The 26,245-nt window shown below is 59.4% G+C and carries 25 protein-coding genes; 16 read left to right on the top strand and 9 right to left on the bottom strand.

What is annotated here, in order from left to right; translation table 11 throughout:
• Positions 1-6: 6 nt before the first annotated feature.
• Complete coding sequence (gene iolD, locus M2416_RS14660; protein WP_041143802.1) at positions 7-1,947, bottom strand: 3D-(3,5/4)-trihydroxycyclohexane-1,2-dione acylhydrolase (decyclizing); 1,941 nt, start codon at positions 1,945-1,947, stop codon at positions 7-9.
• A gap of 526 nt (positions 1,948-2,473) precedes the next feature.
• Between iolD and M2416_RS14655 the strand changes: the two genes are divergently transcribed.
• Both M2416_RS14655 and M2416_RS14650 read left to right on the top strand, forming a co-directional pair.
• Positions 2,474-4,387, top strand: a complete 1,914-nt coding sequence (locus M2416_RS14655) for a bifunctional 5-dehydro-2-deoxygluconokinase/5-dehydro-2-deoxyphosphogluconate aldolase (protein WP_259225365.1) — start codon at positions 2,474-2,476, stop codon at positions 4,385-4,387.
• A gap of 149 nt (positions 4,388-4,536) precedes the next feature.
• Positions 4,537-5,394 carry a MurR/RpiR family transcriptional regulator gene (locus M2416_RS14650; protein WP_259225363.1) on the top strand — a complete coding sequence of 286 codons (858 nt, stop codon included), beginning with the start codon at positions 4,537-4,539 and terminating at the stop codon, positions 5,392-5,394.
• 269 nt (positions 5,395-5,663) lie between these two features.
• Here M2416_RS14650 and iolB read toward each other — a convergent pair whose 3' ends face one another.
• Complete coding sequence (iolB, locus tag M2416_RS14645) at positions 5,664-6,473, bottom strand: 5-deoxy-glucuronate isomerase (RefSeq protein WP_159237536.1); 810 nt, start codon at positions 6,471-6,473, stop codon at positions 5,664-5,666.
• 18 nt (positions 6,474-6,491) lie between these two features.
• On the bottom strand, positions 6,492-7,997 hold the full coding sequence (locus tag M2416_RS14640; protein ID WP_259225348.1) for a CoA-acylating methylmalonate-semialdehyde dehydrogenase: 1,506 nt from the start codon (positions 7,995-7,997) through the stop codon (positions 6,492-6,494).
• A 351-nt stretch (positions 7,998-8,348) separates the two neighbouring features.
• Here M2416_RS14640 and M2416_RS14635 point away from each other — a divergent pair, with 351 nt between their 5' ends.
• A complete protein-coding gene (locus M2416_RS14635) occupies positions 8,349-9,170 on the top strand; it encodes a TIM barrel protein (RefSeq protein ID WP_076946982.1) in 822 nt (273 codons plus the stop codon).
• A 99-nt stretch (positions 9,171-9,269) separates the two neighbouring features.
• A complete protein-coding gene (locus tag M2416_RS14630) occupies positions 9,270-10,772 on the top strand; it encodes a helicase HerA-like C-terminal domain-containing protein (protein WP_259225344.1) in 1,503 nt (500 codons plus the stop codon).
• A gap of 40 nt (positions 10,773-10,812) precedes the next feature.
• Here M2416_RS14630 and lptG read toward each other — a convergent pair whose 3' ends face one another.
• Together lptG and lptF are read right to left on the bottom strand one after the other, a co-directional pair.
• Positions 10,813-11,895: an LPS export ABC transporter permease LptG gene (gene lptG / locus M2416_RS14625; RefSeq protein WP_041143795.1), complete on the bottom strand. Its 1,083-nt coding sequence runs from the start codon at positions 11,893-11,895 to the stop codon at positions 10,813-10,815.
• Positions 11,895-12,992, bottom strand: a complete 1,098-nt coding sequence (gene lptF / locus M2416_RS14620) for an LPS export ABC transporter permease LptF (protein ID WP_076946991.1) — start codon at positions 12,990-12,992, stop codon at positions 11,895-11,897. Before lptF ends, lptG begins: the two co-directional genes overlap by 1 nt.
• 267 nt (positions 12,993-13,259) lie before the next feature.
• Here lptF and pepA point away from each other — a divergent pair, with 267 nt between their 5' ends.
• The 4 genes from pepA (at position 13,260) to M2416_RS14600 (ending at position 18,936) form a co-directional block, all read left to right on the top strand.
• On the top strand, positions 13,260-14,771 hold the full coding sequence (gene pepA, locus M2416_RS14615; RefSeq protein ID WP_041143793.1) for a leucyl aminopeptidase: 1,512 nt from the start codon (positions 13,260-13,262) through the stop codon (positions 14,769-14,771).
• A 192-nt stretch (positions 14,772-14,963) separates the two neighbouring features.
• Positions 14,964-15,407, top strand: a complete 444-nt coding sequence (gene holC / locus M2416_RS14610; RefSeq protein WP_041143792.1) for a DNA polymerase III subunit chi — start codon at positions 14,964-14,966, stop codon at positions 15,405-15,407.
• A complete protein-coding gene (locus M2416_RS14605; protein WP_041143791.1) occupies positions 15,407-18,262 on the top strand; it encodes a valine--tRNA ligase in 2,856 nt (951 codons plus the stop codon). Before holC ends, M2416_RS14605 begins: the two co-directional genes overlap by 1 nt.
• A gap of 170 nt (positions 18,263-18,432) precedes the next feature.
• On the top strand, positions 18,433-18,936 hold the full coding sequence (locus tag M2416_RS14600; RefSeq protein ID WP_259225328.1) for a GNAT family N-acetyltransferase: 504 nt from the start codon (positions 18,433-18,435) through the stop codon (positions 18,934-18,936).
• Between the two features lie 82 nt (positions 18,937-19,018).
• On the opposite strand, the gene miaE is transcribed toward M2416_RS14600, so the two are convergent.
• Positions 19,019-19,783 carry a tRNA isopentenyl-2-thiomethyl-A-37 hydroxylase MiaE gene (gene miaE, locus M2416_RS14595; protein ID WP_045853290.1) on the bottom strand — a complete coding sequence of 255 codons (765 nt, stop codon included), beginning with the start codon at positions 19,781-19,783 and terminating at the stop codon, positions 19,019-19,021.
• A gap of 49 nt (positions 19,784-19,832) precedes the next feature.
• Positions 19,833-20,258 (bottom strand): ribonuclease E inhibitor RraB, encoded by a 426-nt coding sequence (gene rraB / locus M2416_RS14590; protein ID WP_045853291.1) that lies wholly within the window; start codon positions 20,256-20,258, stop codon positions 19,833-19,835.
• Between the two features lie 98 nt (positions 20,259-20,356).
• Between rraB and argL the strand changes: the two genes are divergently transcribed.
• Both argL and argF read left to right on the top strand, forming a co-directional pair.
• On the top strand, positions 20,357-20,452 hold the full coding sequence (argL, locus tag M2416_RS26995; RefSeq protein WP_374756750.1) for a putative translational regulatory protein ArgL: 96 nt from the start codon (positions 20,357-20,359) through the stop codon (positions 20,450-20,452).
• Entirely contained in the window at positions 20,422-21,426 is a 1,005-nt protein-coding gene (gene argF / locus M2416_RS14585) for an ornithine carbamoyltransferase (protein WP_041143787.1), read from the top strand. Before argL ends, argF begins: the two co-directional genes overlap by 31 nt.
• Positions 21,427-21,526: 100 nt before the next feature.
• Here the strand turns inward: argF and M2416_RS14580 are convergent, their stop codons facing one another.
• Positions 21,527-21,979, bottom strand: coding sequence for a NanQ anomerase/TabA/YiaL family protein (locus M2416_RS14580; protein ID WP_076946995.1), 453 nt, complete (start codon positions 21,977-21,979; stop codon positions 21,527-21,529).
• A gap of 194 nt (positions 21,980-22,173) precedes the next feature.
• Between M2416_RS14580 and M2416_RS14575 the strand changes: the two genes are divergently transcribed.
• From M2416_RS14575 to ridA, 5 genes are all read left to right on the top strand, one after another.
• A complete protein-coding gene (locus M2416_RS14575; RefSeq protein ID WP_080773194.1) occupies positions 22,174-22,278 on the top strand; it encodes a pyrBI operon leader peptide in 105 nt (34 codons plus the stop codon).
• Positions 22,253-22,312, top strand: a complete 60-nt coding sequence (locus M2416_RS26990) for a pyrBI operon leader peptide (protein ID WP_112150686.1) — start codon at positions 22,253-22,255, stop codon at positions 22,310-22,312. Before M2416_RS14575 ends, M2416_RS26990 begins: the two co-directional genes overlap by 26 nt.
• Positions 22,313-22,314: 2 nt before the next feature.
• Complete coding sequence (pyrB, locus tag M2416_RS14570; protein WP_045853294.1) at positions 22,315-23,250, top strand: aspartate carbamoyltransferase; 936 nt, start codon at positions 22,315-22,317, stop codon at positions 23,248-23,250.
• 12 nt (positions 23,251-23,262) lie between these two features.
• Entirely contained in the window at positions 23,263-23,724 is a 462-nt protein-coding gene (gene pyrI / locus M2416_RS14565) for an aspartate carbamoyltransferase regulatory subunit (protein WP_076946997.1), read from the top strand.
• A 177-nt stretch (positions 23,725-23,901) separates the two neighbouring features.
• Positions 23,902-24,288: a 2-iminobutanoate/2-iminopropanoate deaminase gene (gene ridA / locus M2416_RS14560; protein WP_076946998.1), complete on the top strand. Its 387-nt coding sequence runs from the start codon at positions 23,902-23,904 to the stop codon at positions 24,286-24,288.
• Positions 24,289-24,336: 48 nt separating this feature from the next.
• On the opposite strand, the gene M2416_RS14555 is transcribed toward ridA, so the two are convergent.
• Positions 24,337-25,245 (bottom strand): LysR substrate-binding domain-containing protein, encoded by a 909-nt coding sequence (locus M2416_RS14555; RefSeq protein ID WP_076946999.1) that lies wholly within the window; start codon positions 25,243-25,245, stop codon positions 24,337-24,339.
• Between the two features lie 95 nt (positions 25,246-25,340).
• Between M2416_RS14555 and M2416_RS14550 the strand changes: the two genes are divergently transcribed.
• Positions 25,341-26,201 (top strand): aldo/keto reductase family oxidoreductase, encoded by an 861-nt coding sequence (locus tag M2416_RS14550; RefSeq protein WP_259225279.1) that lies wholly within the window; start codon positions 25,341-25,343, stop codon positions 26,199-26,201.
• The last annotated feature ends 44 nt before the right edge of the window (positions 26,202-26,245 follow it).

Here is a 26,245-nt window from a genome sequence, read left to right as displayed (position 1 = left end):
TCTGTTTTAGTAATCCCGCGCCTCGGCGCGTTTTTCATTAATCTGTTCTGCGACTTTGCGGATCCGCTCGGACAGCGCCGTCTGGGCCACGCCGACGTTCCACCAGCTGCCGTACTTATGCACCATGGTTTTCGGCAGCACTTTAATATCAATCAGCGTGCTGACCGTTTCACGACGCGCGGCGTCCAGCGCATGGCGCAGTTCATCAAGGGTGGTGACGCGCCAGGTTTTGCAGCCGTAGCCCGCGGCGATGGTCGCGAAATCGACCGGCACCAGGCCGCCCTGCAGCCGCCCGCTCTCCGCCGAGCGGTAGCGGAACTCGGTGCCGAAGCTGTCCATACCGTGCTCGATCTGCAGGTTGTTAATACAGCCGTTGGCCATGTTATCGAGCAGCACGATGTTGATCTTCGCGCGCTCCTGTAAAGAGGTGACCAGCTCGGAGTGCAGCATCATGAATGAGCCGTCGCCCACCAGCGAATAGACCTCGCTTTGCGGCTGCGCCAGCTTCACGCCCAGCGCGGCATTCACCTCATAGCCCATGCAGGAGTAGCCGTACTCAACGTGATAGGTGTTGGTCCCCCGGTTGCGCCAGACGCGCTGCAGATCGCCGGGCAGGCTGCCCGCCGCCGCCACGATCACCGCATCGGAGGCCAGCGTTTCATTCAGCACGCCGAGCACGCTGCACTGCGTTAAGGTTGAATCCGTGATCTGGCGGAATTCGCGGTACACCGCATCGCGATCCAGGCGATCGTCAATTTCCGGGACGAAGGACTCGTCCTGCCATACCGCCTGATAGACGCGCTGGGTCTCTTTCAGCTGGCGGCTCTGGACGCTGTCGATCTGCGCTCCCCACTCTGCCTGCCAGGACTCGCCCGCCAGGGCGTCGTCCAGCGCGGTGAGCGCTTCGCGGGCATCGGCCAGCAGCGGGATCCCGTCGAGCTTCCAGGCGTCAAAATTGCTGACGTTGACGTTAAGGAAGCGCACGCCGGGATGCTGGAAAAGCCATTTTGACGCGGTGGTGAAATCGCTGAAGCGGGTGCCGATACCGATCACTAAATCGGCCTCTTTCGCCAGCAGGTTGGCCGCCAGGCAGCCGGTTTCGCCCACCCCGCCAACGTTCAGCGGATGGGAGGAGACCACCGAGCCTTTCCCGGCCTGCGTCTCCGCAAAGGGGATGCCGTAGCGTTCGGCAAAGCGGGACAGCGCCTCGCCGGCACCGGCGTACTTCACCCCGCCGCCGCAGATAATCAGCGGCTTGCGGCTGGCCTTAATCGCCGCCAGCGCATCCGCCAGCTGCGCGGCGCTGGCCGGGCGACGGTCGAGCCGATGCACGCGTCGGGCAAAGAAAGAGAGCGGATAATCCCAGGCTTCGCCCTGAACGTCCTGCGGCAGACAGAGGGTCACGGCGCCGGTCTCAGCCGGGTCGGTCAGGACGCGCATCGCGTTAATGCAGGCGCTCATCAGCTGCTCCGGGCGCGTAATGCGGTCCCAGTATTTGCTCACCGCGCGAAACGCGTCGTTGGTGCTGATGCTCAGGTCATAGCTCTGTTCAACCTGCTGCAGGACGGGGTCAGGCTGACGGGTCGCAAACACGTCGCCGGGCAGCAGAAGAAGAGGAATGCGGTTGGCGGTCGCGGTGGCCGCGGCGGTAATCATGTTTGCGGCGCCCGGCCCCACGGAGGAGGTGCAGGCGATGATCTGCCGGCGCAGAGACTGTCTGGCAAAGCCGGTCGCCGCGTGCGCCATCCCCTGCTCGTTACGCCCCTGGAATACCCGCATTTCGCCGCTGTCCTGCTCCAGCGCCTGGCCCAGCCCCAGCACGTTGCCGTGGCCGAAGATGGCAAAAATACCTTTGACGAATTTATGCTCTTCGCCATCGACTTCCAGATACTGGTTATCAAGGAACTTCACCAGCGCCTGCGCCATTGTCAGTCTCAGTTTGCCCATGTTGCACAATCCTTATTGTTCAGTATTTGTGTGTGGGTTAGCGCTTTTGCCCCTGCGGCGATACCGGAAGAGGTCCAGACAAATCGTTAACGGCCACTGGAATACTGTTGGATTATAGGCAAACATTTTTTTCATTAAACATAAATACAGAAAAAATATTTCATTTTGCGAGAAGGATCAAACTCTCGGCGCATTTCACTCGTTTCATCGACATCGGCGCGCAACCCGCCTCCCATTCTGCGTCACGCCACATACCAATATCCTTTTAAAAATCAGGTATAAAGATGTTTATCACTCACCCTTTTTCACGCAAGAGCAGCCGGCACCGGCAAACCTTTGTATAATGGTGCCCGGCGCCGCAGAGTGGTAGATCCCTCACACTTTTGGTTTTTTAATTTCGATCCAATTTGCAAATGAAATATTTATTTCTCAAACTAAGGGGAATCGTTCACTCTCAGGCTGTTTGTGGAGACCTCGTCGATATCGACCCTTCCGTACAGCAGACATGCAAAAGGAAACCGTAGCTATGAATGCAGCAGTAAAGCGGCTCGACGTCATCTGTATTGGCCGGGTGGCTGTCGACCTCTATGCCCAGCAGATTGGCGCAAGGCTGGAAGATGTCGCCAGTTTCTCTAAATATCTGGGCGGCTCCTCGGGCAACGTGGCCTTTGGCACCGCCATTCAGGGACTAAAATCGGCGATGCTTGCCCGCGTGGGTGATGAGCACAATGGCCGCTTTTTACGTGAAACGCTAAGCCGTGCCGGGGTTGATACCGAATACCTGATAACCGACCACCAGCGCCTTACCGCGCTGGTGATGCTGGGGATTAAAGATCAGGAAACCTTCCCGCTTATTTTTTACCGCGACAACTGCGCCGATATGGCGCTGACGCCGGAAGATATTAAGGAAGAGTACATCGCCTCCTCCCGGGCGCTGGCGATCACCGGCACGCACCTATCGCATGCCAACACCCGCGCAGCGGTGCTGAAAGCGCTGGAGTACGCCCGCCGCCACGGCCTGCGGACGGCGCTGGATATCGACTATCGCCCGGTTCTTTGGGGATTAACCTCGCCCGGCGACGGTGAAACGCGTTTCATTGCTTCCGGTTCCGTCACCCGTCAGCTGCAGGAAGTGCTACATCTGTTCGATTTGGTGGTCGGTACAGAAGAAGAGTTTCATATTGCCGGCGGCAGCACCGATACGCTGACGGCGCTGAAAAACGTCCGCCACGCCACCAAAGCCACCCTGGTGTGCAAGCGCGGTCCGATGGGCTGCGTGGTGCTGGAAGGCGAGATCCCCGACAGCTGGGACAGCGTGCCACTGCAGCAGGGCGTGCGGGTGGAGGTGCTCAACGTGCTGGGCGCCGGCGATGCCTTTATGTCCGGCCTGCTGCGCGGCTGGCTGAACGACGAGGGCTGGGAGCAGGCCTGCCGCTACGCTAACGCCTGCGGGGCGCTGGTGGTCTCTCGCCACGGCTGCGCGCCGGCGATGCCGACGAAAGTGGAGCTGGATGACTATCTGCTGCGCGCGGAATCGGTCCCGCGCCCGGATCTCGACGCCCGTCTGAACCATCTCCATCGGGTGACCAGCCGCCGCCAGCAGTGGCCTGAGCTGTGCATCTTCGCCTTTGACCACCGCAAGCAGCTGGCGGATCTGGTGCAGGAAACCGGTCGCGATACGGCCTGCATCCCGCAGCTCAAACTGCTGCTGCTGGCCGCCGCCGAGGCGGCTGCGCAGGAGGCCGGGCTCGATCGGCGCAGCGGTATCCTCGCCGATGGTACCTACGGCCAGCGCGCGCTGAACGCCATTACCGGCAAAGGCTGGTGGATCGGGCGGCCAATCGAGCTGCCGGGCTCTCGCCCGCTGCGTCTTGAGCACGGCAATATCGGCACTCAGCTGATCGACTGGCCGCTGGAACAGGTGGTTAAGTGCCTGGTCTTCTATCATCCGGCCGACCCGGCGGCGCTGCGCGCCGAGCAGGATGCGCTGCTGCTGGAGGTCTGGCAGGCCTGCAATAAGTCCGGGCACGAGCTGCTGCTGGAAGTGATCCTACCGGAGAGCGGCCCGGATAAGGACGAGCGCCACTATTACGCCATGCTGGAACATTTTTACCGGCTCGGTATCCAGCCCGACTGGTGGAAGCTGCCGCCGCTCGCCAGCGCGAGCTGGGAGAAGATCGCCGCGCTGATCGAACGTGAAGATAGCCTGTGCCGCGGGATCCTGATCCTTGGCCTCGACGCGCCGCCCGATCGCCTGCGCGCCGGATTCGCCGAGGCCGCGAACCACCCGATCATCAAGGGCTTTGCCGTCGGCCGCACCATCTTTGGTCAGCCTTCGCGCCGCTGGATGCAGGGCGAGCTTAGCGATGAGGCGCTGATCGATGAGGTGAAACGCAACTACCTGGCGCTTATCGGCTACTGGCGCGAAGCCCGCGGCTAATCCTGCTCAGCCCGCACCTTCCCCCTCCGGTGCGGGCTTTTTCGCTTTCTTCGTGAAATGAATCGCGTATTTCATCGCAAAAAATGAAAAATTCGCTTCATTTGGTACACTGGAAGTTATATTTCTTTCATTTCATCAGAGCGCAATTTATGGCCAATAATCCAACCCAACTTACCATCCTGCAGGATGAGATCAGGCGTCGCTACGAGACGTTAAGCAAACGCTTAAAACAGGTGGCGCGCTATATTCTGGATAACAGCAATAGCGTGGCTTTCGATACCGTAGCCTCTATTGCCCAGCAGGCCGACGTTCCGCCATCCACCCTGATTCGTTTCGCTAACGCTTTTGGCTTCAGCGGCTTTAACGAAATGAAGCAGATGTTCAGACAGCATCTGATGGAAGAGACCGCCAACTATACCGAGCGCGCGCGCCTGTTCCGTCAGACCACCAGCGATGAGAGCTCGCCGCCGGAAACGCCGACCGAAATTCTCAATATGTTTACCATGGTCAACACCCAGGCGCTGCAGCAGCTTGCCATGCAGACCTCGGGCGACGAGCTTGAGCGCGCGGTAGCCCTGCTGGCGGAAGCGGAGAATATCTACGTTATCGGCCTGCGCCGCTCGTTTAGCGTCGCCTCCTATCTGACCTACGCCCTGCGCCACCTTGACCGCAAGGCCTTCCTGATCGACGGACTCGGCGGCATGTTTACCGAGCAGCTGAGCCTGGTCGGTCCGAAAGACGTGGTGGTGGCGGTCAGCTTCTCGCCTTACGCCCGCGAGGTGGTTGAGCTGGTTGAGCTCGGCGCCCAGCGCAAGGCGCGGCAGATTGCCATCACCGACAGCCAGGTTAGCCCGCTCGCGGCTTTCAGCGACGTCTGCTTCGTGGTGCGCGAGGCCCAGGTTGACGGGTTCCGCTCGCAGGTGGCTTCGCTCTGCCTCGCCCAGACGCTGGCGGTTTCGCTGGCCCTCAACAGCAGTAAAGATCCGCAGGCCCAGCAGCAGGCCTGAGGCACCGCCTCCCCGGAGGCGGCGCGTCCGCCCGTCCGCTCGACCACGACCAGACGTACTCTCTTCTCCCGGATGGCGGCGTCAACGTCTTATCCGGGCTGGCGCCACACGCCTTGTCATCCCGTCCAGTCAGGCGACATTGTGCAAATTTTCCCCTCCCGCCCAGACGACCCGTTATCGAACCGGGCCGCGCGGCCGCCGGGAACGCTCAGGCAATAAAAAAGGCCGGTTAGCAAATCTAACCGGCCCTGCGTCGCGTTCACGGCGTATCAGTCGTGGCGAGGATAGTCGGGGCTATTAATCCACGCGTGATCTTCTTCCCAGCTAAACAGCCACCGCCGATCCGGCCCGGCCATCACGTTCAGATAGTAGCTGTCATAGCCGGCAATCGCCGCCACCGGATGATAGCCGCGCGGCACCATCACCACGTCGTGGTTGTAGGGCGCCATGCAGGCGTCCAGGCTGCGGTCATCGGTATAGACGCGCTGGAAGGCAAAGCCCTGCGGCGGGTCGAAGCGGTGATAGTAGGTCTCCTCCAGCTGGGTCTCGCGGCCCGGCAGCGCGGTATCGTGCTTGTGCGAAGGCCACGAGCTGGTGGCCCCTTCATCGGTGTAGACCTCGACCACCAGCAGGCAGTCAGCCTGCGCGCTGTCCGGCAGAATATTGTGCACCCGGCGCTGGTTGCGCCCTTTGCCGCGATGCTCAACGCCAACCTCCTGCGGGCGAATCACCCGCGCGGGGAAGCTCCCCTTACCCGGCGCGCTGCAGACCGCCAGCTCGAGATCGGAATCGGCGGTAACCTCGACTTTATCCTGCGGCGGCACGTAGACCGACCACGGCGGCGTGCGCTCAAACGGCGACATCCGCTGCCCGAGGTCCGGGAAATCGGCCTTCGTCGTTTTGACCGAGGCCAGCCCGGCGACCAGCACCAGGCACAGCTCGCGTTCGCCGCTTTCCAGCGTCACGCTCTGCCCCTTTTTCAGCATCCAGACGTCAAAGCCGATGTAGCGCCAGCCGGCGCTTTGCGGCGTAATGTGCTGGATCTGCCCCTCTTTTTGCGATTTAGCCAGTAACGACATGGCGCTCTCCTTCGCCGATTAGCCTAACGTCGGCATGCTGAATTCAGATACGGTTTGCTGCCCTTCCGGCCAGCGGACGGTGGCGGTTTTCATACGCGTGTAGAAACGCACGCCGTCCGGCCCGTGGACGTTCAGGGCGCCGAAGACCGAGCGCTTCCAGCCGCCAAAGCTGTGGAACGCCATCGGTACCGGCACCGGCACGTTGACCCCGACCATCCCGGCCTGCACGTCATGGACAAATTCACGCGCGGTATGACCGCTGCTGGTGAAGACGGCGCTGCCGTTGCCAAACTCGTGGCTGTTCACCAGTTCCAGCGCGCTGTGATAGTCGGCGACGCGCACAATCCCCAGCACCGGCCCAAAAATCTCTTCCCGCCAGATGGTCATCTCCGGCGTCACGTTATCAAACAACGTCCCGCCAACATAGTAACCCTCATCGTAACCCGGCACCCGCGGCTTACGGCCGTCGACGACCAGCGTCGCGCCTTCGCTGACGCCCTTATCAATATAGCCCAGCACTTTTTTCTGATGGCTGTCGGAAACCACCGGGCCCATTTCGTTCTCTTCTTTGCCGCGCATGCAGCCAGGGCCGACCTTCAGCGCCTGCACCAGCGGCTGGAGGCGGGCAATCAGCTTGTCTGCGGTTTCATCGCCGACGGCAACCACCACCGGCAGCGCCATGCAGCGTTCTCCCGCCGACCCAAACGCGCCGCCCATAATCGCGTTCACCGTGGCATCGAGGTCCGCATCCGGCATCACGATCGCATGGTTTTTCGCCGCGCCGAAGGCCTGCACGCGCTTCCCGTGAGCGCTGGCGGTTTTGTAGATATACTCCGCCACGCCGGAGGAGCCGACAAAGCTGACCGCCGCAATGCGCGGGTCGGTGTAGAGCTGCTCAGCATCTTCGTTGCTGCAGTGGATCACGTTAAAGACGCCATCCGGCAGGCCCGCCTCTTTGAGCAGCTCCGCAAGACGTACCGCCGCGGTAGGCGCCAGCGCAGGCGGCTTGAGGATGAAGCTGTTGCCGCAGGCCAGCGCCAGCGGGAACATCCACATCGGCACCATTGCCGGGAAGTTAAACGGCGTAATCCCCGCCACCACGCCCAGCGGCTGCATCAGGGAGTAGCTGTCGACGCCGGTACCGACGTCGGATGAATACTCGCCTTTAATCAGGTGCGGGATCCCGCAGGCAAACTCAACCACTTCCAGGCCGCGTGTCAGCTCGCCCAGCGCATCCGACCACACCTTACCGTGCTCGCTAACGATGATCCCCGCCAGCTCTTCGGCATGTTGTTCCAGCAGCATTTTAAAGTTGAACAGCACCCGGGCGCGGCGCAGGGGCGTAGTACGCGACCAGCTTTCAAACGCGTCGCGCGCGACCTGAATGGTGCCAGAGACCTCCTCGGCGGTGGATAGCGTGACTTCGCGCACCACTTTGCCCGTCGCCGGGTCAAACACCGGCATCGTTTCATTGCTGCTGCTGGTAACGGTCTGCCCGCCAATAAAGTTTCCTGTGATCGTCATGTTCTCGCCTCATGGTGTGGAAGGCCAACGCTGCGGCCCATCTCCGATTTTGCTGTGCTATAACCGTAGTAAAATGAAATTTATATTTCAACATAGATATAAAATGAAATTCTAATTTGGTGATGATGGTCGCAATTTTAAGCAATAACGCTTCTGTTCCTGCAAGAAAGCGCGATCGCACGGAAACAGACGCTGCGGCACTTCGGCCCGACGCGCATCGTCCCTTTTGCGCACGCTATTTTGCGAGACGGCTCAAATAATCACCATTTCACTCATTGCCAATTTTGGAATAAACGTTTTGACTAGAGGGTAATCGAACGAAGCCACTTCATCCTGTTCCCGGAGAGTAAAATGACCATTGCCCTGCACCGCTTCTGCATTAATCGCAAGATCGCCCCTTCGCTGAATATCGAGTCCTTTTTTCGTCTGGTGAACAGCCTCGGGCTGAACAAGGTCGAGCTGCGCAACGATCTCCCCGGCGGAAAGGTGACCGACGATCTCAGCGCCCGCCAGGTGCGCGAACTGGCCGAGCGCTACCATATTGAGATTCTGACCATCAATGCGGTTTATCCCTTCAACTGCCGTACGCCGGAGGTGCGCAGCCTGACCGAATCCCTGCTGAAGGAGGCGCAGGCCGTTGGCGCGAAGTCGCTGGTGCTCTGCCCGCTCAACGACGGCAGCGCGGTCTCCACCGACGAGACGCTGAGCGCGCTACGCGAGCTGGCGCCGCTGTTCTCTTTTTACGGCATCCACGGGCTGGTTGAGCCGCTGGGCTTTCCGCAAAGCTCGCTGCGCTCGGCGGCGCAGGCGCAAACGCTTATTCACGATGCCCGCGTGCCGTTTAAGCTGCTGATCGATACCTTCCACCACCATCTCTACCCGCAGGCGGATGAGGAGTTTAGCCAGCTGGAGATCGACGCTATCGGCCTGGTCCATCTCTCCGGCGTCGAGGATACCCGCCCGCGTGAGGAGCTCACCGACGATGAGCGCATCATGCTGACGCCGCGCGACAGGCTGCAAACCTGCGAGCAGGTCAAAAACCTCGAGGCGCGCGGCTATCAGGGCGTTTACGCCTTCGAGCCGTTTGCGCCGGAGCTGGCAAACTGGCGTGAAGACGATATCCGTCGTGAGGTAGAGCAGAGCATCGCGCTGATCCAGCAGCACTGCGCCTGAAGAAAATAAACGCCGACTCTGCCCTAAAGTGGCGATTCCCTGCGTCTTTTTGCGGCCAGGTTGCCTATAATCGACGCAGGATAAATGGAGGAATCGACCATGAGCTCACCCCTGCTGATTGCGCGTACGCTGGAAAAACAGCTGCATCTACTCCCCGGAATGGCCAACCGTCACGGCCTGATCACCGGGGCTACCGGGACCGGTAAAACCGTCACGCTGCAGAAGCTGGCGGAGTCCTTTTCCGAAATCGGCGTGCCGGTATTTATGGCCGACGTGAAGGGTGACCTCACCGGTATCGCCGAGGCGGGCCAGAGCAGCGAAAAGCTGCAGGCGCGGCTGGAAAAAATCGGCGTCAGCGACTGGCAGCCGCACGCTAACCCGGTGGTAGTGTGGGATATTTTCGCCGAGAAAGGCCACCCGCTTCGCGCCACGGTTTCCGACCTCGGCCCGCTGCTGCTGGCGCGCCTGCTGAACCTCAACGAGGTCCAGTCCGGGGTGCTGAATATCATTTTCCGCATCGCCGACGACCGCGGCCTGCTGCTGCTCGACTTTAAAGATCTGCGCGCCATTACCCAGTACATCGGCGATAACGCGAAAAGCTTCCAGAACCAGTACGGCAACATCAGCAGCGCCTCGGTGGGAGCTATCCAGCGCGGCCTGCTGACGCTTGAGCAGCAGGGGGCGGAGCACTTCTTCGGCGAGCCGATGCTGGATATCGCGGACTGGATGCGCGTTGATGCCAGCGGCAAAGGGGTGATTAATATCCTCAGCGCCGAAAAGCTGTATCAGATGCCGAAGCTGTACGCGGCCAGCCTGCTGTGGATGCTCTCGGAGCTCTACGAGCGCCTGCCGGAAGCCGGCGATCTGGACAAACCGAAGCTGGTCTTTTTCTTCGACGAGGCGCACCTGCTGTTTAACGATGCGCCACAGGTTTTACTCGATAAAATTGAACAGGTTATCCGCCTTATTCGCTCCAAGGCCGTGGGGGTTTACTTCGTTTCGCAAAACCCGGCGGATATCCCCGACGCGGTGCTCGGCCAGCTGGGCAACCGGGTGCAGCACGCCCTGCGCGCCTTCACGCCGAAGGATCAGAAGGCGGTAAAAACGGCGGCGCAAACCATGCGCGCCAATCCGGCGTTCAGTACCGAACAGGCTATTCAGGAGCTGGGCACCGGCGAGGCGCTGGTTTCCTTCCTCGACGAAAAAGGCAGCCCGTCGGTGGTAGAGCGGGTGATGGTTATCGCCCCCTGCTCGCGGATGGGGCCGGTGACGGACGACGAGCGTAACGGGCTGATTAACCACTCCGCGCTGTACGGAAAATACGAGGAGGAGGTCGATCGCGAGTCGGCGTTTGAAATGCTGCAAAAAGGGGTACAGGCTACCACCGAGCAGCAGGATGCGCCGCCGGCCAAAGGCCAGCAGAGCAGCGCCGACGACGGCCTGCTCGGCGGCCTGAAGGATATTCTGTTTGGCACCACCGGCCCGCGCGGCGGCAAGCGCGACGGTATTGTGCAAACGGCGGCCAAAAGCGCGGTGCGTCAGGTGACGAATCAGATAGTAAGAGGGATGCTGGGAAGCTTACTCGGCGGGCGAAAACGGTAGGTTAATGCCCCCCTCTCCGCGCCGGAGAGGGGGAAGTGCGCTAGCCTTTTCTCATCATCAGCCACAGGCTTATCAGGAAGAAGCTGGCGCTCGGCAGCAGCGCGCCGATGATCGGCGGAATGCCGTAGACCAGGGTCAGCGGGCCGAAAATCTGGTCCAGAACGTAGAAGATAAAGCCGAAGCTAATCCCCGTCACCACCCTCACGCCCATCGCCACGCTGCGCAGCGGACCAAAGATAAACGACAGCGCCATCAGCATCATCACCGCCACCGACAGCGGCTGGAAGATCTTGCTCCACATATTGAGCTGATAGCGGCCAGGGTCCTGACCGCTGGACTTCAGATAGGTGACGTAGTTGTGCAGGCCGCTAATCGACAGCGCGTCGGGATCCAGCGCTACCACGCCCAGCTTGTCCGGCGTCAGCTTGGTATTCCAGGTGCCGCTGACCATCTGCGAGCCGGTAATCTGTTTCGGATCGGTGAGGTTGGACTCATCAACCTGCGACAGGCGCCAGACCTTATTCTCGCTATCGAATTTCGCCGACGCCGCGTAGCGGACCGACTGCAGACGACGCGCATCGTTGAAGGCGTAAATGCTCACGCCGCCCAGCTCGTCGTTACCTTTAACCCGTTCTATATACACAAAATTGTGGCCGTCTTTCGCCCACAGGCCCTGCTGAGTGGAAAGCAGCGAGCCGCCGTACATCTGCTGAGCGCGGTAGTTACGCGCCATCTGCTCGCCCTGCGGCGCAACCCATTCACCCATCGCCATCGTCAGCAGAACCAGCGGGATAGCGGTTTTCATTACCGCCAGCGCCACCTGCAGACGGGTGAAGCCTGAGGCCTGCATCACCACCAGCTCGCTGCGCTGTGCCAGCGCGCCGAGGCCAAGCAGCGCCCCGAGCAGCGCCGCCATCGGGAAGAATATCTGCACGTCTTTCGGCACGCTGAGCAGGGTATAGAGCCCGGCGCCCAGCGCGTCGTAGCTGCCCTGCCCGGCTTTTTTCAGCTGATCGACAAACTTGATAATGCCCGATAGCGAAACCAGCATGAACAGCGTCATCATGATGGTGTTGAAAATCGTCTTACCGATATAACGGTCAAGTACGCCAAACGCCTGCATCACGCCGCTCCTTTGTTAAAACGGGCACGGAAGCGACGCATTGGCACCGTATCCCACAGGTTCAACAGCACCGCCAGCGCGAAATAGAGCAGGTTGATGCCCCACATCCAGATCATCGGGTCCATTTTACCTTTGCCGCCGTTCGACTTAATCGAGGTTTGCAGCAGGAAGAAGACCAGGTAAAGCAGCATTGCCGGCAGCATCGACAGCACGCGGCCCTGACGCGGGTTGACGACGCTCAGCGGAACCACCATCAGCGCCATGATAAAGACGGTCGCCACCAGCGTGAAGCGCCAGTGCAGCTCGGCGCGCGCGCGATCGGTCTGGGTATGCCACAGCGTGCGCATATCCATCTGTTCGGTATCATCGGGATCTGAGGTGACCGCCTGATGACCAACAATCGCCTGATAGTTTTTGAAATCGGTGATGCGGAAATCGCGCAGCATGGCGGTGCCCTCAAAGCGGGTACCCTGATTCATGGTCACCACCTGCGAGCCGTCTTTCTGCTGCGAGAGTTCGCCCGAATCGGCGACCACCACCGACGGACGGGCGTTGCCTTTCGGCCGCAGCTGCGCGAGGAATACGTCCTGGAAACGCTTGCCGTTAACGCTTTCAATAAACAGCACCGCGCTACCGTCGCTGGCCTGCTGGAACTGGCCCTGGGCCAGCGCGGCCATGCCGGGGTTCGCTTTTGCTTCCGACAGCACTTCGTCCTGATGCCGGGACGACCACGGCCCCGCCCACATCACGTTCACCGCCGCGACCGCGCCGGTGAACAGCGCGAGGATCATCGCCGCCTTCACCAGTACCGCTTTGCTCAGGCCGCAGGCGTGCATCACCGTAATTTCGCTTTCGGTGTAGAGTTTGCCCAGCGTCATCAGCAGCCCGAGGAACAGGCTCAGAGGCAGGATCAGCTGCGCCATTTCCGGAATGCCCAGCCCTAACAGCGAGAGCACCAGATTTGTCGGGATATCACCATCTACCGCAGCGCCGAGGATCCTGACCAGTTTCTGACAAAAGAAAATGAGCAGCAGGATGAATAGGATCGCCAACTGGCTTTTCAGCGTCTCACGAACCAGATATCTTATGATTATCACTATAAATACGCCCGTAAAAACCCGTCTTATTGCAGGAAAATTGCTTGTTTCATGGCTTAAACGTCATTTATTCTCTTTGGTCGTCGAAAACATCGCTAAGATTAAATGACTCATCGGTTCTGCGTATCAGGTTTTTTTCTGACGAACCAAGGCCGTAATAACGTTAAGATTAACACGAAGTCACCACAACAGCGGACATGAGTTACGAAAGCTTTCAATTCTATCCGTAGCCACCGTCGTTGTCTTTAAGATTCAGGAGCGTAGTGCATGGAGTTCAGTGTAAAAAGCGGTAGCCCGGAGAAGCAGCGGAGTGCCTGTATCGTGGTCGGCGTTTTCGAACCGCGTCGCCTCTCCCCCATTGCCGAACAACTCGATAAAATCAGTGACGGCTATATCAGCGCCCTGCTGCGTCGCGGCGAACTGGAAGGTAAGCCAGGCCAGACGCTGCTGCTCCACCATGTGCCAAATATTCTGTCAGAGCGCATTCTGCTGATTGGATGTGGCAAAGAGCGCGAGCTGGATGAGCGCCAGTACAAGCAGGTGATTCAAAAAACCATTAATACCCTGAATGATACCGGGTCGATGGAAGCGGTCTGTTTCCTGACCGAGCTGCACGTCAAAGGGCGTAACAACTACTGGAAAGTTCGCCAGGCCGTTGAGACCGCGAAAGAGACGCTGTACAGCTTCGATCAGCTGAAAACCAACAAAAGCGAACCGCGTCGTCCGCTGCGTAAAATGGTCTTCAACGTGCCAACCCGCCGCGAACTGACCAGCGGCGAGCGCGCCATCCAGCACGGTCTGGCGATCGCCTCCGGGATCAAAGCGGCAAAAGATCTCGGCAACATGCCGCCGAACATCTGCAACGCGGCCTATCTCGCCTCGCAGGCGCGCCAGCTGGCGGATACCTGGAGCAAAAACGTCGTCACCCGCGTGATCGGCGAGCAGCAGATGCGCGAGCTGGGAATGAACTCCTACCTCGCGGTCGGCAACGGCTCGCAGAACGAATCGCTGATGTCGGTGATTGAGTACAAAGGCAACCCGGCGGAAGACGCGCGCCCGATCGTGCTGGTCGGTAAAGGCCTGACCTTCGACTCCGGCGGTATCTCCATCAAGCCTGCCGAAGGCATGGACGAGATGAAGTACGACATGTGCGGCGCGGCGGCGGTATACGGCGTGATGCGTATGGTGGCCGAGCTGCAGCTGCCGCTGAACGTCATCGGCGTGCTGGCGGGCTGTGAAAACATGCCCGGCGGCCGCGCCTATCGCCCGGGCGACGTCCTGACCACCATGTCCGGCCAGACGGTTGAAGTGCTGAATACCGATGCCGAAGGCCGCCTGGTGCTCTGCGACGTCCTGACCTACGTTGAGCGCTTCGAACCGGAAGCGGTGATTGACGTGGCGACGCTGACCGGCGCCTGCGTGATTGCCCTCGGCCACCATATCACCGGCCTGATGTCGAACCACAATCCGCTAGCTCATGAGCTGATTGGCGCATCCGAGCTGGCGGGCGACCGCGCGTGGCGTCTGCCGCTGGGCGACGAGTTCCAGGATCAGCTGGAGTCTAACTTTGCGGATATGGCCAATATCGGCGGCCGTCCGGGCGGAGCCATTACCGCCGGCTGCTTCCTGTCGCGCTTCGCCCGCAAGTACAACTGGGCGCACCTCGATATCGCCGGTACCGCATGGCGTTCGGGTAAAGCCAAAGGCGCGACCGGCCGTCCGGTGGCGCTGCTGTCGCAGTTCCTGCTCAACCGCGCCGGCTTTACCGGCGAAGAGTAATCTTGCAGGCCGGATGGCGCGACGCTTATCCGGCCCGTAAGTTCGAGCAATTAGAATTCAGTACCCTATGGATTTCGAGTTGCATCGCGGCGGCAGAGCGGCGCACACTTCCGCCAGCATAGTTCACTCTGCGGCCGGGGGTGCCCAAAGGCAGCCAACCAAGAGGCAACGGGAAAGACAACGGGTAGAGATATGAAGAACGCAACCTTTTATCTGCTGGACAACGACGCGCAGCAGGACGGTCTGAGCGCCGTCGAACAGCTGGTGTGTGAAATTGCCGCGGAGCGCTGGCGCAGCGGCAAGCGCGTGCTGATCGCCTGTGAAGATGAGCAGCAGGCGGTTCGCCTCGACGAAGCGCTGTGGACGCGGCCACCGGAGAGTTTTGTCCCGCATAATCTGGCGGGAGAAGGCCCCAGAGGCGGCGCGCCGGTGGAGGTCGCCTGGCCGCAAAAGCGCAACAGCAGCCCGCGGGACATCCTGATCAGTCTGCGGGTAAACTTTGCAGATTTTGCCACCGCTTTCACAGAAGTGATAGACTTTGTCCCTTACGAAGACTCTTTGAAACAACTGGCGCGCGAACGCTATAAAGCGTACCGCATGGCTGGTTTCAACCTGAACACGGCAACCTGGAAATAATGGAAAAGACATACAACCCACAAGATATCGAACAGCCGCTTTACGAGCACTGGGAAAAGCAGGGCTATTTCAAACCGAATGGTGATGAAAGCCAGGAGAGCTTCTGCATCATGATCCCACCGCCGAACGTCACCGGCAGTTTGCATATGGGTCATGCCTTCCAGCAAACCATCATGGATACCATGATTCGCTACCAGCGCATGCAGGGTAAAAATACCCTGTGGCAGGCCGGTACCGACCACGCGGGTATCGCCACCCAGATGGTGGTTGAACGTAAGATTGCCGCCGAAGAGGGTAAAACCCGCCACGATTACGGTCGTGACGCCTTTATCGACAAAATTTGGCAGTGGAAAGCGGAATCCGGCGGCACCATTACCCGTCAGATGCGCCGCCTGGGCAACTCCGTGGACTGGGAGCGCGAGCGCTTCACCATGGACGAAGGCCTCTCCAATGCCGTGAAGGAAGTCTTTGTCCGCCTGTACAAAGAAGATCTGATCTACCGCGGCAAGCGCCTGGTCAACTGGGATCCGAAGCTGCGCACCGCGATTTCCGATCTCGAAGTGGAAAACCGCGAGTCTAAAGGCTCCATGTGGCACATCCGCTACCCGCTGGCCGACGGTGCGAAAACCGCCGACGGTAAAGATTACCTGGTGGTCGCCACCACCCGTCCGGAAACCGTACTCGGCGATACCGGCGTGGCCGTTAACCCGGAAGATCCGCGCTATAAAGACCTGATCGGCAAATTCGTTATTCTGCCGCTGGTTGACCGCCGCATTCCCATCGTCGGCGATGAACACGCCGATATGGAAAAGGGCACCGGCTGCGTGAAGATCACCCCGGCGCACGACTTTAACGACTACGAAGTCGGTAAACGTCACGGCCTGCCGATGATCAACATCCTGACCTTTGACGGCGATATCCGCGAAACCGCGGAGGTGTACGACACCAAAGGCAACGAGTCTGACGCCTACCCTAACGCCATCCCGTCCCAGTTCCAGAATCTGGAACGCTTTGCCGCGCGTAAAGCGGTGGTTGCTGCCGTCGACGCGCTGGGCCTGTTAGAAGAGGTTAAACCGCACGACCTGACCGTACCGTACGGCGATCGCGGCGGCGTGGTTATCGAGCCGATGCTGACCGACCAGTGGTACGTTCGTGCCGACGTGCTGGCAAAACCGGCGGTGGAAGCGGTTGAGAACGGCGACATTCAGTTCGTGCCGAAGCAGTACGAAAACATGTATTTCTCCTGGATGCGCGATATTCAGGACTGGTGTATCTCCCGTCAGCTGTGGTGGGGTCACCGCATCCCGGCATGGTACGACAACGAAGGCAACGTCTACGTTGGCCGCACCGAAGAAGAAGTGCGCAGCGAAAACAACCTGAGCGCAGACGTCGCGCTGCGTCAGGACGACGACGTTCTCGATACCTGGTTCTCCTCCGCGCTGTGGACCTTCTCCACCCTCGGCTGGCCGGAAAACACCGACGCGCTGCGTCAGTTCCACCCAACCAGCGTGATGGTCTCCGGCTTCGACATCATCTTCTTCTGGATTGCCCGCATGATCATGATGACCATGCATTTCATCAAAGATGAAAACGGCAAGCCGCAGGTTCCGTTTAAGACCGTCTACATGACCGGCCTGATCCGCGATGACGAAGGCCAGAAGATGTCCAAGTCCAAGGGTAACGTGATTGACCCGCTGGATATGGTCGACGGTATTTCCCTGGCCGACCTGCTGGAGAAACGCACCGGCAACATGATGCAGCCGCAGCTGGCGGAAAAAATCGCTAAGCGCACCGAAAAACAGTTCCCGGACGGCATCGAGCCGCACGGTACCGACGCCCTGCGCTTCACCCTGGCGGCGCTGGCCTCAACCGGCCGCGACATCAACTGGGACATGAAGCGCCTGGAAGGCTACCGCAACTTCTGTAACAAGCTGTGGAACGCCAGCCGCTTCGTGCTAATGAATACCGAAGATCAGGACTGCGGCTTCAACGGCGGCGCCATGGAGCTCTCTCTGGCCGATCGCTGGATCCTGGCTGAATTCAACCAGACCATCAAAGCGTACCGCGAAGCGCTGGATAACTTCCGCTTCGATATCGCCGCGGGCATTCTGTACGAGTTCACCTGGAACCAGTTCTGCGACTGGTATCTGGAGCTGACCAAGCCGGTAATGAACGGCGGCAGCGACGCCGAGCTGCGCGGCACCCGCAATACGCTGGTCACCGTACTGGAAGGCCTGCTGCGCCTGGCGCACCCGATCATTCCGTTTATCACCGAAACCATCTGGCAGCGCGTGAAGGTAATTTGCGGCGTAACCGCCGATACCATCATGCTGCAGCCGTTCCCGCAGTACGATGCGTCCCAGGTTGATGAAGCCGCGGCTTCCGATACCGAGTGGCTGAAGCAGGCCATCATCGCCGTGCGTAACATTCGCGCGGAAATGAACATTGCCCCAGGCAAACCGCTGGAGCTTCTGCTGCGCGGCTGCAGCAACGATGCCATTCGTCGCGTAAACGACAACCGCAGCTTCCTGCTGAACCTGGCGCGTCTGGAAAGCATCACCGTGCTGGCTGCCGATGATAAAGGTCCGGTTTCCGTCACCAAGATCATCGACGGCGCCGAGCTGCTGATCCCGATGGCCGGCCTTATCGACAAGGACGCCGAGCTGGCGCGTCTGGCGAAAGAAGTGGCGAAAGTCGAAGCGGAAATTGGCCGCATCGAAAGCAAGCTTTCCAACGAAGGCTTTGTCGCCCGCGCGCCGGAAGCGGTCATTGCTAAAGAGCGTGAAAAGCTGGAAGGTTACGCGGAAGCGAAAACCAAGCTGGTTGAACAGCAGGCCGTCATCGCCGCGCTGTAACCCTCAGCCCCTTGCCTGACCGGGCAAGGGGCCCAATCACCGCGTATTCTCACGCGCTAACGACCAGGTTGCAGCACAAACGTCCGTCGCGTTGAACAGCGCTTGCGCTGCCCCCTTTTCCGATGTTATTAACAACAGCATCATCTGCCATTTTTGCTATGAGTAATCGTATGAATACCATCGCGACCATCACGGTGTCGCTGCGCCGGATCACCGCGCAAGACAATGCGGCTATCGCCGGCGTTATTCGCCAGGTTTCAGCCGAATATGGGCTGACGGCCGATAAAGGCTATACGGTAGCCGACCCTAATCTGGATGAGCTTTTCCAGCTCTATAGCCAGCCGGGTTCCGCATACTGGGTGGTGGAGCAGGATGGTCAGGTCGTCGGCGGCGGCGGCGTAGCGCCGCTGGCCCACAGCGAGCCCGATATCTGCGAGCTGCAGAAGATGTACTTTATGACTTGTGCCCGCGGACAGGGGCTGGCGAAAAAGCTGGCGCTGCTCGCGCTGGATCATGCCCGCGAGCAGGGATTCAGGCGCTGCTATCTGGAAACCACCGCCTTCCTCAAGGAAGCTGTGGGGTTATACGAGCACCTTGGTTTCGAGCATATTGACGGACCGCTGGGCCATACCGGCCACGTGGATTGCGAAGTGCGGATGCTTAAAACGCTGTAGTTAGTCTTGTTGTTTACGCTTCCCCGGCCGCGCTGCGCTTACCGGGGATCCGCCATCTTCCCGTTGCTCCGGGAACCCCACTTCAGGCCGCCACCGGCACTCCGCTATGGAAGCGAATCTCTGCCTCCGGCGCGTTGATCAACGCAGCTTCCGCGGCCCCCAGCTGGCGCACGCGCTCGCTGATATCTTCCCCGGCAATCTGCTGCGCCAGGCGCAGGTAATCTTCGAAGTGGCGCGCTTCGGAGCGCAGCAGCGACAGGTAGAACTTCTGCAGACTCTCCTCCAGCCACGGCGCCAGGGCGGCAAAGCGCTCGCAGGAGCGTGCTTCGATATAGGCCCCGCAGATCAGCTTATCGATCAGCATCGCCGGCTCATGGGATCGCACCTCCCGGCGCAGCCCGCGGGCGTAGCTGCTGGCGGTCATTTTGACGTAGGGAATATCGTGCGCCTGCATGATCTCGCGCACCTGCCAAAAGTGGTGCAGCTCTTCTTTAATCAGCAGCACCATGCTGTCAATCAGCTGGCGTCCCCACGGGTCGTCCGTATGCGGCATGGTGCTTTTATTGATCCGCTTATGCAGCGCGACGAAATCCGGCTCCGGGCCCCAGCGGTAGGTAAAGTCCTCGTACGGCTTCAGGCAGGCCAGCAGCTCGTCGGCGCCCTCTTTATCCGCCACATATTTACGCACCAGCAGCATGGCGTTCTGCGCCGCTTTCAGCTCGCAGACCATATGATCGGTGAGCAGCAGCGGCAGGTTTTCCGGCTTACGGGCTTCATCAATCCACGCTTGCGGGGTGGTGCAGTGCAGGAAGTTGAGTACGGGGGAGAGTATTTGCGGGTAGTCCATCGAGATTCCTTGCTATACGGCGGCAGATACCGCCGTATCCATCAGCGGCTTAGTGACGTACGCCGTCGTCATCTTCATCGACGAAATCTTCGTCATCGTCTTCGTCGCCATCTTCACCGTTAGGGTCTTCGTAGTAGGTGCCCCAACCGTCATACTCGACGCCAAACTTTTCTGCCAGCGTCATCAACTGTTCAACCTGGGCATCAATCAGCTCAACCTTCAGCGCGCTCTCGCTCAGGATGTCGCAGCAGATAACGGTTTCGCCCTCTTCGACTTCCAGCTCTTCCGGCTCGGTCACTTCGTAACCCATCTTGAAGGCTTCGACCGCAACTTTTTCCAGCGTTTCGAAGTCGTCGGCGGAGAGATGATGCTCAATGGTGTACAGCGCGTCCGGATCGCTGCCGTCTTCGAGCAGCTCTTCGATAATCAAACGCGTTTCTTCACGCTGTTCTTCCAGTAGTTCCGGGTTTGCCATGGCTCGTTCCTCATAATGTGCGGCAGTTACTTCTATTGTCACATACCGCCGTGATTGCCTCCACCTTTGCGCGAAAGATTTGTGCGGCGGGGTTGCAAATGAATATTCATACATATAAAGTGAATTTTAATTCAATAAGTGGCTTAAGCCATGCGAGGGAACCATGTCGACGTTTTATCAGAAGCATTTTTTGAAGTTGCTTGATTTTACACCTGCAGAAATCACCGCCCTGCTCAAGCTGGCGACCCGGCTCAAAACCGATAAAAAAAACAGCATTGAAATCCAGCATCTCGCCGGCAAAAACATCGCGCTCATCTTCGAAAAAGACTCTACCCGCACACGATGCTCTTTCGAAGTTGCCGCATTCGATCAGGGCGCGCGCGTCACCTACCTCGGGCCAAGCGGCAGCCAGATCGGCCATAAAGAGTCCATTAAAGATACCGCCCGCGTGCTGGGCCGGATGTATGACGGTATTCAGTACCGCGGCCACGGCCAGGAAGTGGTTGAAACCCTCGCCCAATACGCCGGCGTGCCGGTGTGGAACGGCCTGACCAACGAATTTCACCCTACCCAGCTGCTGGCGGATCTGCTGACCATGCAGGAACACCTGCCCGGGAAAGCGTTCAACGAGATGACCCTCGCCTACGCCGGCGACGCGCGTAATAACATGGGCAATTCGATGCTGGAAGCGGCGGCCCTTACCGGGCTGGATCTGCGCCTCGTCGCGCCGGCGGCCTGCTGGCCGGAAGAGAGCCTGGTGGCCGAGTGCAAAGCGCTGGCGCAAAAGCACGGCGGCAACATCACCCTGACCGAAGATATCGCCGCCGGCGTGAAGGGTGCAGACTTTATCTATACCGACGTTTGGGTCTCGATGGGCGAAGCCAAAGAGAAGTGGGCCGAGCGTATCGCCCAGCTGCGTGACTATCAGGTGAACAGCAGCATGATGGCGCTGACCGGCAACCCGCAGGTGAAGTTCCTCCACTGCCTGCCGGCGTTCCACGACGATCAGACCGCGCTTGGCCAGCAGATGGCCGCCGAGTTTGGCCTGCATGGCGGGATGGAAGTCACCGACGAGGTGTTTGAATCCGCAGCGAGCATCGTCTTCGATCAGGCCGAAAACCGCATGCATACCATCAAAGCGGTGATGGTCGCGACTCTGAGTAAATAACCCGGCGGAGACTTCCCGGAGGCGGCGCGTGCGCCTTATCCGGGCCACCGCACCGCCCCCTCTCCCCGGCAAGCACTGCGCAACCGGGGAGTGATGGCTCTTAGCCCATCAGCATCTTCACCACCGCTTTGCGCACTTTGGCGGGCGAGCCCACCGCGCACAGCGGCTTATGCACCTCTCCTGGATAAAACACCACAAAATCTCCCGCGCGGAGGATCATGGTTTTCTCCTCCTCGCCGGCGGCGAGGAACGCGATGTCTTTATCCGCCAGCCAGTCGATATCCGGCGTCCCGGCGGGCCGGGTGCTGAAGGTCATCCCCTCCTCGCCCTGCAGCACAATCTGGATATCCAGGTAGCGCGCGTGATACTCGGCGCGGCGCTCGCTGAGCGCTTCGGTGGTATCCTGCGAAATCAGATAAAACAGGTTGTTGCCGTCAATATCGTGCTTACCGAGCGGCGTCTGCTCGTTGACGTGAGCCTTAACGTATTCGATAGCGTGACGCAGCGGCTCCGGTAGCCAGGCCTGCAGATGGTGAATGTTGCCGACGATCATAATAACCCTCAAATATAAAACAGCTTTTCATTTCTGGTTTTTATACGCCCCTTGCGACTGCCATACCACCACTTTTTAACGCTTTTTTGCGCTGGCGCAGCGATATTGAAGCAAACGTTTACCTGTTTGTGGACGAATCGCTTGATCCGAAATTTGAGCTGCGTATAATGCCGGTCGATTTGCCGGGAGGAAGCATGGTCTATTGCGTACGACATTCTGTCTTACCGCGTCTGAAAACAGGCGCTGGCGTAGCGTTTTTCTTTCCGTTGCTCAATGAATTCTCGAAGCCCCTTATTTAAGGGGCTTTTTTTTTGCCCAGGCGTCAGGAGATAAACATGGCTAACCCGCTATATCAAAAACATATCATTTCCATAAACGATCTCAGCCGCGAAGACCTTGAACTGGTCCTGGCGACCGCTGCAAAGCTGAAAGCGCACCCGCAGCCGGAACTGCTGAAGCACAAGGTTATCGCCAGCTGTTTTTTTGAAGCCTCTACCCGCACCCGTCTGTCGTTCGAAACCTCGATGCACCGCCTCGGCGCCAGCGTGGTAGGCTTCTCCGACAGCAGCAACACCTCGCTGGGCAAAAAGGGCGAAACCCTCGCCGACACCATTTCGGTCATCAGCACCTACGTTGACGCCATCGTGATGCGTCATCCGCAGGAAGGCGCCTCGCGGCTGGCAACCGAATTCTCCGGCGGCATTCCGGTGCTCAACGCCGGCGACGGCGCTAACCAGCACCCGACGCAAACCCTGCTGGATCTGTTCACCATCCAGGAAACCCAGGGCCGCCTGGAAAACCTCAACGTGGCGATGGTCGGCGACCTCAAGTACGGCCGCACCGTGCACTCCCTGACCCAGGCGCTGGCGAAATTTAACGGCAACCGCTTCTACTTTATCGCGCCTGACGCGCTGGCCATGCCGCAGTACATCCTCGATATGCTCGACGAGAAAGGGATTGCCTGGAGCGTCCATAGCGCCATTGATGAGGTCATGGAGGAGGTCGATATTCTCTATATGACCCGCGTCCAGAAAGAGCGCCTCGACCCGTCGGAATATGCCAACGTGAAGGCGCAGTTTGTGCTGCGCGCCGCCGATCTGGAAGGCGCCCGCGACAATATGAAAGTGCTGCACCCGCTGCCGCGCATTGACGAAATCACCACTGATGTTGATAAAACGCCGCACGCCTGGTACTTCCAGCAGGCCGGCAACGGCATCTTCGCACGCCAGGCGTTACTGGCACTGGTACTGACTAGCGAGCTGGCTCTGTAAGGGGAAACGACCATGACACACGATAATAAACTGCAGGTAGAAGCCATTAAGCGTGGCACCGTCATCGACCACATCCCCGCGCAGGTGGGCTTTAAGCTGCTGACGCTGTTCAAGCTGACCGAAACCGACCAGCGCATCACCATCGGCCTGAACCTGCCGTCAGGCGAAATGGGCCGCAAGGATCTGATAAAAATTGAGAACACCTTCCTGACCGACGAGCAGGTCAACCAGCTGGCGCTGTACGCCCCGCTGGCGACGGTGAACCGTATCGACGAGTACGAAGTGGTCGGCAAGTCGCGCCCCAATCTGCCGGAGCGGATTAACAGCGTGCTGGTGTGTCCGAACAGCAACTGTATCAGCCACGCCGAGCCCGTTTCCTCCAGCTTTGCGGTGAAAAAACGGGAAAATGACATCGCGCTGAAGTGCAAATATTGTGAAAAAGAGTTTTCACATAATGTGGTTCTGGCCAACTAATTGAGGTTGGTATTGGCAACCCGGCTCCCTATAATGGCCGGGTCCTTAACGCGCTATCCTTCAAGCTGCTTCCTTGTCGGCGGCGTGAGCGCCCACGGCGACTCGCCTCCTGCCGCGTCGATGCAACCCGAAGGATTTCGCGTCACTTCTTAATTAAGCTGTTATTCAGGAGAACTCATGTCTAAAACTATCGCGACGGAAAATGCACCCGCAGCTATCGGCCCGTACGTTCAGGGTGTTGATCTGGGTAGCATGATCATCACTTCCGGCCAGATCCCGGTTGATCCTAAAACGGGCAGCGTACCGGAAGATGTTGCCGCTCAGGCGCGCCAGTCTCTGGACAACGTAAAGGCTATCGTTGAAGCAGCAGGTCTGAAAGTGGGCGATATCGTTAAAACCACCGTATTCGTTAAAGACCTGAACGATTTCGCCACCGTGAATGCCGCGTATGAAGCGTTCTTCACCGAGCATGATGCGACCTTCCCGGCACGCTCCTGCGTCGAAGTTGCGCGTCTGCCGAAAGACGTGAAGATTGAGATTGAAGCGATCGCGATTCGCCGCTGATTGTTCAGCCCTCTCCGCTGCGGGGAGGGTTATCTTCGGCGATTCATCTCATGACGACGCATTCATCTCGCGCACAAAATCAATAAACGCCTGCAGGGGCACCGGGATCAGCCGACGATCGTTGTAATAAAGATAGGGCCCGGAGAACGACAGCCACCACGGCTGTAATATTGGCTCGAGCTGGCCGCTGGCGATGGCGGGCTGCAGCCACTCTTCAAACAGGTAGATAACGCCGGTCCCGGCAATCGCCGAGTCAACCGCCAGGTCGACTGCGCTACCGACGCTCACCACCAGCGGGCCATTCACCTGAACGCTGTAGCTTTCCCCCTCGCGCTCAAACTCCCACGCCGGCATGACGCCCGTAGCGTAGCGGCCGCGTATACATTGATGGTGCATCAGATCGCGCGGATGCACAGGCCTGCCGTGCTGGCTTAAATACGCCGGCGCGGCGGCGACGGCGAATCGCTGGCGTCGCGGCCCGATAGGCAGAGCAATCACATCCTGCTCTAGCCGCTCGTCGTAGCGAATTCCGGCATCGCAGCCGTCGCGAAACACATCCTGGACGTTACTTTCGGCGACGATCTCCAGCTGGATATTGGGGTAACGGCGGATGAACTCCGGCACCAGCGAGGGTAATACCAGCCGCGCGGCGCTGACCGGCACGTTCAGCCGCAGCGTGCCGCCGGGAGTATTACGATAGCGATTGAGAGAATCCAGCGCGGCGTCCACTTCGTTCATCGCCGGAAGCAGACGCTCAATCAGCGCCCTGCCGGCTTCGGTCAACACCACGGTGCGCGTGGTGCGATGAAACAGCCTGATACCAAGCTGCTCTTCCGCACGACGCACGGCATCGCTTAGCCGCGACGCGCTGCTGCCGGTGATCCTTGCGGCCTCGCGAAATCCGCCGGCCTTCGCCACTTCAACTACCGCATGCAGCAAACCCATATCCATCGACACTGTGCGCCACCTCGTACAGGTTGTTCTTATTTAGCCGGATAGTTGCACAGCGCATTCACCGATACAATCGAAACACACTTACCCAGGAGAGCACCATGTCAAAACCCACAATGACTTACCGCCTCGGCGACCGCGAAGTTAATCGTTTAGGCTATGGCGCAATGCAGCTGGCAGGTCCGGGCGTTTTTGGTCCGGTTCAAGATGAGGCCCGGGCCATTCAGGTCCTCCGCGACGCCGTCGCCTCCGGCGTTAACCACATTGATACCAGCGATTTTTACGGTCCGCACGTAACCAACAGGCTGATTAAAAAGGCGCTGCATCCCTATTCCGACGATCTGTGCATCGTCACTAAGGTTGGCGCTCGTCGGGATGAAAAGGGCGGATGGATCCCGGCCTTCAGCCCGCAGGAGCTGACCCGCGCGGTAGAAGAGAACTTGCAGAATCTGGGGCTGGAGGCCATACAGGTGGTGAACCTGCGCAGCATGCACGACGTCCATACGCCGAAGGAAGGCTCGCTGGAAAGGGAACTGGAAACGCTGATTCAGCTGCAAGAGCGCGGATTAATCCGCCATATTGGCCTGAGTAACGTGACCGCCAAACAGATCGCCGATGCGCAAAAGATGACGCCGATCGTCTGCGTTCAGAACATGTATAACCTTGCCAACCGGCAGGACGACGAGCTGGTTGATAGCCTGGCCGCGCAGGGGATCGCCTACGTGCCGTTCTTCCCGCTCGGCGGTTTCTCACCGCTGCAGTCCGCGCTGCTCGATGAGATCGCCGGCGAATTACAGGCAACGCCCATGAAGGTCGCCCTCGCCTGGCTGCTCAAGCGCTCGGCCAATATTCTGCTAATCCCCGGCACGTCGTCGCCGCAGCATCTGCAGGAGAACCTGGCCAGCGCGCAAAGAGTATTGTCGGATGAGGTGATGGAAAAGCTGAACGGGATCGCTGGCTAGGCCGCCAGTCTCTACGGAAAGCGTCCTCTGCCACCGTGCCGGCC

Origin of the sequence: Klebsiella sp. BIGb0132, assembly GCF_024810075.1 — a bacterium.
GTDB lineage: Bacteria > Pseudomonadota > Gammaproteobacteria > Enterobacterales > Enterobacteriaceae > Klebsiella > Klebsiella terrigena.
Note: the sequence above shows the minus strand (reverse complement) of the source record. Positions and strands in the feature narration are given on the sequence as shown.